The sequence below is a fragment of the Nitrospiraceae bacterium genome (assembly GCA_020632595.1).
GTDB lineage: Bacteria > Nitrospirota > Nitrospiria > Nitrospirales > UBA8639 > Nitrospira_E.
In genome coordinates this window covers 264,559-277,077 of the sequence record JACKFF010000006.1, presented here as the reverse complement: position 1 = coordinate 277,077, position 12,519 = coordinate 264,559, and the positions used below count along the sequence as shown (strand labels likewise).

Genomic DNA, 12,519 nt, shown 5'->3' with positions numbered 1-12,519 from the left:
AACTCTGAAGAAGGCGGCCCAACTCGCAGAGCCTGCCCTGGGCTTTGTCGAAGGGCTCAAACAGGGTCCGCTAGCGGAGAAGAGCGTCCCTCCTTGGGGCCAGCCGGCAGGCGTCGGAATACAGACGAAATGTTCATACTTGAGTTCCGGCCTTGCATTCACACCTACTCCCAACTCCCTTCCAACCTTCCGCAAAATTTAGAATAGTTAACTTTTCTCTGCGGGTTCTTCTGGGGGAAAAGTTTGAGCCCTTCGGCATGCCTCAGGCCAGGCATCGCGAGTTTGGTCGCCCCACTTTGTTGAACCCCTAGATAATGCTCCTGGGGGGTCACCCATGAGCAGGCTGTCTTAGGCCAGATTGTTCATTAATCCCAATCCGCTGATGAGGACAAGCATGCCTCCTATGACCTGCTTGAACCACTGATCGTTTTTCAAAATCGCATCATGAAATTTGAGTCCGATCACATGGCCGATGGCTGCGATGGGAAGGAGCGTAAGGGCGGTGAGCAGATGCAGCTCGACTCCGAGTATCACGAAGGTACTCATTTTAATCGTGACGATGGTAAACCAGAGAACGTACAACGTGTTACGGAGTTGATTGGTCGCGACATTTTTCATGGTGACCGCAACCATCAGTGGTCCACCGGTCAGTGACGTTCCCGCCACATACCCACCAAGCGCAAGCAACAGCCTGTCGCTCCAACTCTTCTTGCTATTGATGGAAAGATTCAAGAGCCACATCAATCCATACGCGAGTGAGATGGCATAAATAAAGATGAGCAGCCACTCAGTCGGCAACGTAATCAGGCCGAACACACCAATCAAGGTCGTGGGGATGACAAACAGCGTGGCGTGCCGCAAATAGGGCCAATCCACATCGTGAATACCGGTATGTAAGGTCAGAGCCGAAAAAAACAGGAGATGCGATCCGATGACCGGCAACCAAAAGAGTGGTTGGTCATAGAGAAACAGCATGAGTGGTAGTCCGAGCGCCGCACCACCGAACCCAAGCCCGCTGCGTACAAACCCTGTCCAGATAAACAGGACTCCCACGAGGAGTAGCTGAGTGATCGTGAAGTCAAAGAGGATGTTCGTCATGGATCGTGCGTTTCCTGAAAAAAGCCGCCAGCCTTCGCCAAGGCTACGGCAGACAGGCCAAGGGCGTTCCCTGCCTTCTCGCTCGCCGCTGAAGCCAGTTCACGAATCAACGGCCTTAGTGCTGTAAAATTTCTATTGAGATGCGGGGGTTCGGCCCTCCAGGGCCAGAATCAACCCTTGACTGACTGGCGGTATGACGATAGCATGATCGATCATCACTTCGTAAGGAGGCAATTGGATGGCCACAACCACGATTTCACCAAAATTCCAAATTGTGATTCCCAAGGAAGTACGGGAAAAGCTTCACCTGAGTCCTCAACAACGTTTACAGGTGGTAGAAAAAGGAGGAGTCATTACCCTGGTGCCGGAAGTACCACTCAAAAATCTCAAGGGATCACTCAAGGGAATGTCCAAGACAGGCCTTCGTGAAAAGCAGGACCGGCTGTGAAAATCCTGATGGATTCCAGCGGATGGATTGAGTTCTTCACCGAAGGCCCACTCGCCGAACGTTATGCGACCTATTTTACCTCCCGGCATGACCGCATTATCCCAACCATCGTCCTCTATGAAGTGTACAAAAAAATCAAACGGGAAAAGGGAGAAGAGACGGCATTATTGCTTTCGGGACAACTCAGTGCGAGCCATGTCGTTCAGCTCACGGAATCTATCGCCTATTTGGCGGCGGATTTAAGCTTAATGCACGGCTTGGCCATGGCCGATGCCATCATCTACGCCACCGCGAAAGATCAGGACGCGCAAGTGGTTACGGGCGACGCGGACCTGAAGGACTTACCTGGAGTCATCTACGTCAAGTAGGAACACAGTGCCGGGATTCGTCTCGGAGCAGATTGATCCTGCCAAAACAAAGCGAAGAGCAGTTTTTGCATTCACCCATACTCCCAGACCCCTTCCCACAGTCCTGATTGTTCAGAATGATTCACTGTTCTCTGCGGGTTCTTGTGGGACTTGATTTTTAGAGGCCGGGGTTTCGCCCCCGAACGACGAGGTCCTTTTGTTTCGGCAAAAGGACCCAAAACCACTGACGCCCCGTCTGGCCTTATTGAAGAGGAGGGACGCGAACATTTTGAAGAGCGGACCAACTCGCAGGGCTCACACAAGGCCCGCAAGATGCGAAGAGCGTCCCTCCTTGGGGGCCAGCCGGCAGGCGTCGGATCCTTAGGAGACGAACAGTTTAGGGACTTCCAGGAAAAAGCTTGGACTGTAGGAATGTGGAGTGAAGAAGATCGATTCCGGGGTTTCGCCCCCGTACGACGAGGTCCTTTTGTTTCGGCAAAAGGACCCAAAACCATGTTGGCCGTGGCATGACCCTCCGGGTGCCCTCCGCGGTTCACCGACACCGGCGGTGGGCAAACTCGCTGCGCTCACACACTGCCCACCTATTCTCCGGTGCCGGTTGCACTGCTCGGTCATGCCACCAGGCCAGGGGAGCCCAAATGGGAAGAGCGGACCAACTCGCCAGGCTTGTCCTGAGTGTTCGAAGGGCTCAAACAAGGCCCGCTGGCTGAGAAGAACGTCCCTCCTTGAAGCCAGCCGGCAGGCGTCGAACCAAAGCGGATGTACCATTAGGAATTTTTATAACAGAGAGCGGACTTCAGAAGTGACGGAGTGGTCCGGATAATGAACGTCGAATGGTATGTCCTACCCCTTTGTGCGAAATGAAAACGAGAATCAGACGAAAACGATACCGCCGTGTTCAAGACCATGCGGAGACACGCTCAGCCTTTCTAGGCCCTCTAGATATGATCTTCCTTCCCTACGAGTAGGATGACGTCACGCGTAACGTTTTGATCAGGCGTCTAAACGATTCCGGACGGGATGGGCTCTCATCAAAAATATAGGCATGTTGGCGTTGCGCGGATTGCAGGAAACTGTCTCGAGAGTCCGGAGGGACGCCCATTAACTTAGAAAGAGAGACCAGGTATTCTCCGGATCCTCTGGCCATATCCTCTTGCAAATTATCGAAGTTGACGACCACAAACGCGATCTTTTTATGGTCAGGATTAAGCATGCCATCGGCATTGAACCACGCTCCGGGGGTCGTGCTGGAGAGAAATTCTCTGGTGGGCTCGGTGAGGTCGGTTGTCGCTTGGCTGGTTCCATCGGTCAATCTGGTAATCGATTCTGTCGAGGCGTCAGTCAGCTCGGTGGAGGCATCAAACGGGGCTTTGGTCAAATCCACCGTGGCATCGGTTATACATCCCGTGAGAAACCCGCCCATGACCATGGCGATACACAGGCCCTGGAATGCCTGGAAGGGATGCTGCTGCTTCTGGCTTTCACTGATGTCCCCTTCTGCAACAGTGACGGGCAAGAGATAGTGGCCGATTGCCGGTGCTATCCACAGCCTTATAAGAAAACGATAGAGGTGACCAAAATAGTTACTCATGCCCTATTCCCCCTTGATTAGGAAAATGAATGAATAGATGAATTATTAAAAAGTATAGCCAATCACCCTGCTCCCATTCCCTCCCCAAGTTCGCCCTGAAAAGACGGTATTTTGTATGCTTGACTCGCTCGTTGATCATGGTTTGTCAGCACACCTTTCGCAAAATAGATTGAAAGGGACTCAACCATAGACACCTGAGGTCATGGGGGCGCCTGGATGTTTAGCTCCACTGAATCGAAGAGAGGATGGGGAAGCAGATAAGGAAAACCCGGTCGTGAAGAACCTCAAGAAAAGATGATTTTGCTGACTATTTCAAACCATGTCCTGTTCCCACACCCGATCTCGCCTGCATTAGCCAAAACTTAGAGCTTACCCTCCACCATTCTTCGAACTTCTTCCATCCGACTCCGATTCACTCCAAAATCGGAATAGCCCACCCGGGATGCCGACCGGAAATGAATGGTCTTCGTGTCCTCATCAAACAGCAGCTCAACATCATCCACAAAGCGAAACAGGAAACTTCTGACTTCGTAATGAAGATAGCCCTCCTCTTCTTGAACCAACTCGGTGCGACTCATTTCACCGATGATGTGTTTCAATACCGCTTTGGCCTCAGCCATCGTCTTGTTATAACGAAACGGTGCGATCGCATGGGTTTCCGAATCACTAAGAGTGGATACGCAATTTGGACTGTCGGGGCACGGGGCGAGTCGATGATCCTGTACCGGCAATTCTCCTCCTGTTGCGCCATGGGAGAAGATGCCTATGAGGAGGAGCGACATCAGCACCTTTTTCTGAAAAATGGATTTCGTCATACGTGCATGTCCCTTATCACCAAAAATTCCTGGATAGGTCGGGTATCTGCAAATAAGAAAAACATTCTGGCAAAAGGATCTGCGGACATCTCATCAACATTCTCCAAGGTAGAGGAATGATCAAACGTTCCATCTGAGCCGCCTAGCTCAGGTCCACCGAAACAACGCCTCGCGGGTCATTCCCGGAAGGATTACCACTATACCTTGTGTTCCTTCTCCCTCAAAAACCGGACCGGGACAAAGGGTCCAACAATGAGCCAAACTGTCCGGCCCACCGGGACCCTTTCATGAAAAATAGTTGAAAAATCCGGCATCTACCAACCCTTATTTATCATTCCATATTGGCGTAGGATTTGCTTTGTCAGCCAGTGATTACAAGGAAAATCACTCCCGGCCTCCCCCAAGGAAACGTTCAAAAGCAAGGTCCCATTTTTGCGAAAAGAGACCCCCACCATATGGAAATTCATGCCGAGCATTCAGAGGCGTTCCCCTGCGGGAATATGTATGGCCTTGTTCTGCTTGAGTGTCCTGTTGACCGGCTGTCAGGACCCGCCGATCCACGAATTACAGAAAGCCCGTCAAGCGGTGGAACATGCCAGGAGAGAAGGCGCCTTGACCTTCGCACCTGATCTCTACAGTTTAGCGGAAAGTGAGCTGACGATCGGAGAAGAAGAATTTCATGAACAATCCAGAAAAATGTTCTGGGCTCGAGATTATTCTATGGCCACCAGATTAATCATGTTGGCTCAAACGGATGCCCAGCAAGCCCTCTCTCTGACCCAGGAAGAAAAACAGAAATCTTCGAAGTCAGACAGAGATTCTCCACTCCTTCTTTCAGTCCACCGCCACCTCGAGGAGCTTCGTCTGACCAACGGGGGCCTCTTCTTCCAGGGCCGTGAAAGGAGAAATGGTCCTGAAGCACCGTGAATCCTGCCAACCCCTTTGATTAGGAGAACAAATACAGTATGATTTGAGAAGGTTGGTTGTCATTTCTAAACTGATCTGTCTAGTGACGATTCGTGCTCATTCGTTTTTACCCTGAACCGTGAGATTGTGATCCTCTTTCTCCTTCATCTGCCAATTCCTGGCCATACGCCTTTTTCTCAATCGGTCAGATTCCGGATGATGGCTGAGACTCTCAAGCTTCCCCCGTTGATATCAACGCATCTCATTTACACAATGGTCAGAGGGAAATACACGTGGAACCAATTGTAGGTACGACCGGCGACATGGTCATCCGGTATGGCCTGAGTACGTTCTTTCTCTTTTTAATCATTCTGATCGTCAGGATGGGGATCCACCACAGTCTTTTCCGGTCAACCGAGCTTTCCGTGGAAACACGGAGACGGTGGGCGGTCAACCTCAGAAATGGTCTGCTCTTTCTGTTTATCCTTGGGATGATTTTCATTTGGGCGCCGCAACTCCAGACGTTTGCTGTCTCCGTGTTTGCCGTCGCTGTCGCCTTTGTCCTGGCCACCAAGGAAATCATTGACTGCTTGAGCGGATCAGGGCTCCGGGTGCTGACCAAAGCCTATTCGTTGGGGGATCGTATTGAAATCGGGGGCATTCGGGGAAATGTGGTCGACCACAACGCCCTGACCACCACGGTGTTGGAAATCGGACCCGGCCAGACCTCTCACCAATATACCGGCCGGGCCATGGTCATACCCAACAGCTTTATTTTCGATCACCCCTTAACCAATGAAACCTATACCAAAAAATACCGCCTTCATATTGTGACTGTCCCCCTAAGTACCGATGATGATTGGAAAACTGCCGAACGTCTCCTGCTGCAGGCCGGAGAAGAAGAGGCCGCCCCGTTTATCGATGAGGCGAGGACATATCTCAAAAAACTTGAAGGCAAATTATGGCTGGATGCGCCCTCCGTTGAACCACGGGTCACCATTCAGTTGCCTGAGCCAGGCCGCATTAATTTATTACTCCGCGTCCCCTGCCCGACTCAATATCCCTCACGCCTGGAACAAGCGATCCTTCGAAGATTTCTGGCTGAATTTTCCTTTGCTCCCCGCCTGGTTATACAGGAATCTCATTCCTCCCATTAGCAGTGAATTGGCCTTTCCACCGGTTTTTATGGTAAACCCTTGATACTCGTTTTCATCGTTCAGCCTCCTCGCTGAACAGCCATCAATCCAGACATTGCCGAGTTCACGATTCACAACGAAGCTGCACACACCGTGTATGGCCGAGGACGATAACTGAATATCCCGATTCAGGAAAGGCTCATCCATGATTGTCGACACACTCGAGAATGATCCACTCTGGTACAAAGACGCCATTATTTATGAACTCCATGTCCGGGCGTTTTGCGATAGCAATGGGGACGGCATCGGGGATTTCAAAGGGCTTACCCAAAAACTCGATTATCTCCAGGACCTTGGTGTGACGGCCATTTGGCTTTTGCCCTTTTGTTCGTCTCCCCTTCGAGACGATGGCTATGACATTTCCGACTACACCAACATTCATCCGCACTATGGAACCCGACGGGACTTTCAGGCGTTTGTCCGGGAAGCCCATCGTCGCGGATTACGCGTGATTACTGAATTAGTGGTGAATCACACCTCGGATCAACATCCCTGGTTTCAGCGCGCGCGAAAAGCCCCACCCGGCAGCAAATGGCGGAACTGGTACGTGTGGAGTGAGAACCCCGATCTCTATTCCGACACCCGCATTATTTTTAAAGATACCGAACATTCGAATTGGACCTGGGACCCCGTAGCCAAGGCGTATTTCTGGCATCGTTTTTTTTCTCATCAGCCGGACCTGAATTACGACAATCCTGAGGTGCAAAAGGCGATCTTTGAGGTCCTGGATTTCTGGCTGGAACTGGGCGTGGACGGCTTACGCCTGGATGCCGTGCCCTATCTCTTCGAGCGGGAAGGGACCAATTGTGAAAACCTCCCGGAAACGCATGCGTTTCTCAAAACGCTGCGAACGCACGTCGATAAAAAATTTAAAAACCGTTTTTTTCTCGCGGAAGCCAATCAATGGCCGGAAGACGCCGCCGCCTATTTCGGAAAGGGCGATGAATGTCACATGAACTTTCATTTTCCCCTGATGCCCCGCCTGTTCATGTCGATGCAAATGGAAGATCGCTTTCCGATTATCGATATTTTGGAACAGACGCCCGCGATCCCGGAAGCCTGCCAATGGGGGCTCTTTTTACGTAATCACGATGAACTTACCCTTGAAATGGTCACGGATGAAGAACGGGATTACATGTACCGCGTCTTTGCCCATGATAAGCAGGCCAGAATCAATCTGGGAATCCGGCGGCGCTTGACCCCGCTCCTGGGCAATGACCGGAAAAAGATTGAACTCATGTACAGCCTGTTATTTTCAATGCCGGGCACACCGGTCATCTATTACGGGGAAGAAATCGGAATGGGGGATAATTTTTATTTAGGGGACCGGAACGGCGTCCGGACTCCCATGCAATGGAGTGCGGATCGCAATGCCGGATTTTCCTATGGCAATCCGCAAAAACTGTATCTGCCCATTATCATTGACCCTGAATATCATTACGAAGCCGTCAACGTCGAACTCCAACAAAATAATGCCCAGTCCCCCCTCTGGTGGATGAAACGCATCGTCTCCTTGCGAAAACGCTATAAGGTCTTTGGACGAGGATCCATTGAATTCCTGCATCCATCCAATCGGAAAGTCCTGGTCTTCCTCCGGCGGTATCAGGACGAAACCATTCTGGTGGCTGTGAACTTATCCCGGCATGCCCAATGGGTTGAGCTTGATCTCGCTGAATTTAAAGGCCGGCGTCCCCTGACCCTGTTCGGACGGAGTAAATTTCCGGCCATTGGCGATTTGCCGTATCTCCTCACGCTGAGCGGGCACGCCTTTTACTGGTTTTCCCTTGAACCGGTTGAATCTAAACAACTCGAGTCTCAGGGAAAGACGGACCAGGGCCTACCCACCATCACGATCTCTAAAGATTGGGACAACCTCATCCAGAAACGGGAAAAGGTCAAACTGGAAAATATATTACCCCAATACCTGCAAAGCCGGCGGTGGTTTGGCGGCAAAGCCCGCACCATGCAATTTGTGGAAATCACGGAAACGATCCCTCTGCCACAGGAAGATCCTTTGGCTGTCCTCACGCTCATCCGCGTGGAATACACCGAGGGTGAACCGGAGATGTACCTCTTACCCTTGCAGTATCTCCCGGCCGATCGCATGGCCCCCCTGGTGGATTCTCCGGCAGCCCTTGCACGCGTGCGCGTCAAAATAAAAGACGGTGAACAGGAAGGCTTGCTTATCGATGCCATGTGGGATCGGGAATTTCAAAAAATGCTGGCGGAGAGCATTTCCCGAAACCGCCGGTTTAATGGTCCGGCGGGCAATTTGGTGACTCAAGCCACAAGAATCTTTCGACGACAGCTTCTGAAAGAGGTCCCCGCGCTTGAACCAACCCTGTTAAAGGGTGAACAAAGCAACTCCTCGGTCTTGTTTGGACATGACTTCATTTTAAAACTCTACCGCCGGGCCGAAGTCGGCGTGAATCCTGACTTTGAAATCGGACGGTTTTTAACCAATAAAGGGTTTCCGCACATTGCCCCACTGGCAGGATCCATTGAATATCAACGGGACAATGGCGACCTCCTGACATTTGGCATCTTACAGAAATTTATTCAAAACGAAGGCGACGCCTGGAAATATACGTTGGATGAACTCAGTCGATATCTGGAAGAAGCGCTCACCCATCCCACAGCCATCACCGCTTCGTCAATTCCTCAGAAATCGCTGATGGCCCTGGTCGACGAGGAGATTCCGACCGGCGCCCGCGAATGGATTGGCCCCTATCTGGAAGAAGCCCGGTTGTTGGGCCTTCGAACCGGAGAACTGCACGCCGCACTCGCGTCCGATTCCGAAGATCCGGAGTTTAAACCTGAACCGTTCACGGATTTTTACCGAAGGGGTCTGTATCAGAGCATGCTGGGAACGGTTAACATGAACTTTCCGCTTCTTCGCACTCAGGTCAAAGGGCTTCAGGATCCGGTGCAATCCATTGCGAAACACGTATTGGAAGGAGAAGGCCGTTTACGCAAACGTCTGTTAACCATACGGGACCGGAAACTCACCTGCACCCGCATCCGGTGCCATGGCGACTATCATCTCGGGCAGGTGCTCTATACCGGAAAAGATTTCATCATCATCGATTTTGAAGGCGAACCGGCCAGGCCGTTGAATGTCAGACGACTCAAGGAATCCCCCTTGCGCGACGTCGCGGGCATGTTGCGATCCTTTCATTACGCGGCGCAGGCCTCCTCTATTGGATTGGTCGAGGGCGTTCGACCGGAAGACTTTTCCCTACTCGAACCCTGGGCCCGCTATTGGCAAATATGGGTCAGCGTCAGCTACCTCAAGGCGTACCTGTCCGTCAAAGAAGTCCGGGACATTCTGCCCCCGTCATCGGAGGACATCCAAATTTTGCTGAATGGATATTTACTTCAAAAAGCGATCTATGAACTCGGCTATGAACTCAATAACCGCCCCAATTGGGTGCGTATCCCCCTGGATGGCATTCTCCAAATTTTAGAAGTGGACTGATGTTTCGCAAATCGAGCCTTGATCCGGGAGCCCGGCCGACTCATGGCGATCGTCCAGACCTATCAGGCCTTCTTAACGGGGAACCATGGCCAATCGTTATCTGCAGAAATATTTGAAGAGCCACACACGAAGGAGTGCGTCATGTCTACAATTCCCAAATCGTTACAAACCCTGATCATTGAACATATCGAGCCTGAACTGGATGGGGGACGCTATCCGGTCAAACGGATCGTCGGGGAGAACCTGGACGTCACAGCCGACGTGTTCAAGGAAGGACACGACACCATCGGGGCCGTGCTTCGTTACAAATTGCTGGGGCAGAAGGAATGGTCGGAAACCCCCATGCATCATGTCGATAATGACCGATGGGCTGGTTCGTTTCTCCTTGCAGAAAATACCCGATATCTGTACTCCGTGGGAGCCTATGTCAGGAGCTTTGAAACCTGGAGAATTGAACTGACCAAGAAACATGGGGTGCTTCCCGACCTTTCCAGTGAATTATTGGAGGGGGAAGCACAAGTCAAAGAGGCGATGACCAGGGCGAAAGGTCCGGATAAGTCCGAGCTGAAACTCTGGTTGGAAAAGTGGAAGTCGGCTTCCGACCAGGAAGCCCGGATCGCCATCGCCCTGGATCCGATTGTTGCCACGCTCGTCGACCGACACGAACAACGGGCTGCCTGGTCAACCTATGAGAAGGAATTGGAAGTGATTGTCGACCGGGAGCGTGCCCGGTATGGCGCCTGGTATGAAATCTTTCCCCGTTCAGAAGGAACCGTGCCGGGAAAAGGAGGAACATTTAAAGATTGTGAACAACGCCTTCCAGCCATCCGGGATATGGGATTCGATATCCTTTATCTCACCCCTATTCATCCCATCGGAGAGACCAACCGTAAGGGCCGCAACAACAGTTTAAAGGCCAAGCCTGGGGATCCGGGCAGTCCCTGGGCCATCGGCAGTCGGCATGGGGGACACGATGCCGTCGAGCCGGCTCTCGGCACGATGAACGATTTTGACCATTTCCAACAAGCCGTCAGAGACCATGGAATGGAAGTCGCCATCGATTTTGCCATCAATGCCACTCCGGACCATCCCTATGTCACACAACATCCGGAATGGTTCAAACAACGCCCTGACGGGACGATTAAATACGCCGAAAACCCTCCCAAAAAATATGAAGACATTTATGGCTTTGATTTCTATTCCCAAGCCTGGCAAGACATCTGGCAGGAAATGAAGCGGGTCCTTCTCTTTTGGATTGAACATGGAGTCAAAATTTTCCGAGTGGATAATCCCCACACCAAACCCGTGATCTTTTGGGAATGGCTCATTCGGGAAATCCAGTTGGAGCATCCCGATGTCCTGTTTCTGGCAGAAGCCTTCACCCGACCTAAAATGATGCGGGTCCTGGCGAAAGCCGGCTATACCCAGTCCTACACGTATTTTACGTGGCGAAATTCCAAAGGAGAAATGACCGAGTACTTGACCGAATTAACCCGGACTCAAATGCAAGAATATTTCCGGCCGAACTTTTTCGCGAATACTCCGGACATCCTGCCGGAAATTCTCCAACAGGGAGGTCGGCCGGCCTTTAAATTCCGGCTCGTGCTGGCCGCCACGCTCTCCCCGACTTATGGGATCTACAATAGCTATGAACTCTGCGAAAATAAGGCGATTCCGGGAACCGAGGAATATCAGGATTCGGAAAAATATGAAATCCGGCACTGGGATTGGGATCGTCCGGGAAACATCCGTGACTATATCACCCGCATCAACCAGATCCGACGGGATCACCCTGCCCTCCACACCTTCACCAATCTGCAATTCTACCAATCCGACAACGACCACATTCTTTTCTATGGAAAAATGAACGCCGACAAGAGCGACATTCTTCTGTTCGCCGTCAATATGGATCCTTATACCATCCACGAGGCACGTCTGCGAATTCCGATTGAAGCATGCGGCATTGGTGAACAGGACACCTATCAACTCCATGAACTCATTCAAGATTATCGCCATCAAGTCGTGGGGGGTGACTACACCATTCGCTTGGACCCTAACGACGAACCAGCCGCGATTTTCGCACTCCGCCGCCGGACTCGTCGTGAAAGCGACTTTGACTATTTCATGTGACAGAGAACGATCCGCAAGCGTTTTTCCCCCACAATGAAAAATCGGCCCCTGCCAATTCTTGGCAGGGGCCTGAACTTTGACAGAACCTTCATGTGCGCAATGCCCGACAAGCACCTTCTCTCCCCCATAACCGAGAAATTTAGGCACAAACGCCTATGTGCCGCACTTCAGGTCGATCCCCGCGACTCATCTTCAAGGATAATGCGAAACAAAAAAACCCAACTCCTCGGGATGAGTCCGTCTCAGGAGAAAAAATCCAAGCAACAGAAAAGACAGTTTGTCTCCTTTTGAGACAACGTTTCTTTCCTTTTGAAGGCGGTCACATTCACTCCCAGCTTCCGTTTTTGACATTTCTGAATATACCTTTAAATATCCAGCAATTAGGAGTGCCTCCTAGTCTCCCGAAGCCGCCTTCGAGGTATATTGATGGAATGTTACTTGCATTTGTTTTTATTTTCATGCAAATGGCAATTACACCTTGGAGAGATT

9 protein-coding genes are annotated in these 12,519 nt (G+C 51.4%); 6 read left to right on the top strand and 3 right to left on the bottom strand.

Going from position 1 to position 12,519, the window contains the following annotated elements; translation table 11 throughout:
- Positions 1–348 precede the first annotated feature (348 nt).
- Positions 349–1,089: a TSUP family transporter gene (locus H6750_13270; protein MCB9775274.1), complete on the bottom strand. Its 741-nt coding sequence runs from the start codon at positions 1,087–1,089 to the stop codon at positions 349–351.
- Positions 1,090–1,336: 247 nt separating this feature from the next.
- On the opposite strand from H6750_13270, the gene H6750_13265 reads away from it, so the two are divergent.
- Both H6750_13265 and H6750_13260 read left to right on the top strand, forming a co-directional pair.
- Positions 1,337–1,546 carry an AbrB/MazE/SpoVT family DNA-binding domain-containing protein gene (locus H6750_13265; GenBank protein MCB9775273.1) on the top strand — a complete coding sequence of 70 codons (210 nt, stop codon included), beginning with the start codon at positions 1,337–1,339 and terminating at the stop codon, positions 1,544–1,546.
- A gap of 8 nt (positions 1,547–1,554) precedes the next feature.
- Positions 1,555–1,914, top strand: a complete 360-nt coding sequence (locus H6750_13260) for a type II toxin-antitoxin system VapC family toxin (GenBank protein ID MCB9775272.1) — start codon at positions 1,555–1,557, stop codon at positions 1,912–1,914.
- Between the two features lie 958 nt (positions 1,915–2,872).
- Here H6750_13260 and H6750_13255 read toward each other — a convergent pair.
- Positions 2,873–3,505, bottom strand: coding sequence for a DUF3015 family protein (locus H6750_13255; GenBank protein ID MCB9775271.1), 633 nt, complete (start codon positions 3,503–3,505; stop codon positions 2,873–2,875).
- A 362-nt stretch (positions 3,506–3,867) separates the two neighbouring features.
- Entirely contained in the window at positions 3,868–4,287 is a 420-nt protein-coding gene (locus tag H6750_13250) for a DUF1499 domain-containing protein (protein ID MCB9775270.1), read from the bottom strand.
- Positions 4,288–4,824: 537 nt separating this feature from the next.
- On the opposite strand from H6750_13250, the gene H6750_13245 reads away from it, so the two are divergent.
- The 4 genes from H6750_13245 (at position 4,825) to H6750_13230 (ending at position 12,030) form a co-directional block, all read left to right on the top strand.
- Entirely contained in the window at positions 4,825–5,247 is a 423-nt protein-coding gene (locus H6750_13245; GenBank protein MCB9775269.1) for a DUF4398 domain-containing protein, read from the top strand.
- 272 nt (positions 5,248–5,519) lie between these two features.
- Complete coding sequence (locus H6750_13240; protein ID MCB9775268.1) at positions 5,520–6,383, top strand: mechanosensitive ion channel family protein; 864 nt, start codon at positions 5,520–5,522, stop codon at positions 6,381–6,383.
- A gap of 184 nt (positions 6,384–6,567) precedes the next feature.
- Complete coding sequence (treS, locus tag H6750_13235) at positions 6,568–9,900, top strand: maltose alpha-D-glucosyltransferase (GenBank protein ID MCB9775267.1); 3,333 nt, start codon at positions 6,568–6,570, stop codon at positions 9,898–9,900.
- Positions 9,901–10,041: 141 nt separating this feature from the next.
- Complete coding sequence (locus H6750_13230) at positions 10,042–12,030, top strand: alpha-1,4-glucan--maltose-1-phosphate maltosyltransferase (GenBank protein MCB9775266.1); 1,989 nt, start codon at positions 10,042–10,044, stop codon at positions 12,028–12,030.
- Positions 12,031–12,519: the final 489 nt, after the last annotated feature.

What these genes read in the sequence shown, in the direction of transcription:
- H6750_13265 (MCB9775273.1), top strand. Translation starts at nt 1,337, where the DNA reads ATGGCCACAACCACGATTTCACCAAAATTCCAAATTGTGATTCCCAAG.
- H6750_13260 (MCB9775272.1), top strand. Translation starts at nt 1,555, where the DNA reads ATGGATTCCAGCGGATGGATTGAGTTCTTCACCGAAGGCCCACTCGCC.
- H6750_13255 (MCB9775271.1), bottom strand. Translation starts at nt 3,505, where the DNA reads ATGAGTAACTATTTTGGTCACCTCTATCGTTTTCTTATAAGGCTGTGG.
- H6750_13250 (MCB9775270.1), bottom strand. Translation starts at nt 4,287, where the DNA reads ATGTCGCTCCTCCTCATAGGCATCTTCTCCCATGGCGCAACAGGAGGA.
- H6750_13245 (MCB9775269.1), top strand. Translation starts at nt 4,825, where the DNA reads ATGGCCTTGTTCTGCTTGAGTGTCCTGTTGACCGGCTGTCAGGACCCG.
- treS (MCB9775267.1), top strand. Translation starts at nt 6,568, where the DNA reads ATGATTGTCGACACACTCGAGAATGATCCACTCTGGTACAAAGACGCC.
- H6750_13230 (MCB9775266.1), top strand. Translation starts at nt 10,042, where the DNA reads ATGTCTACAATTCCCAAATCGTTACAAACCCTGATCATTGAACATATC.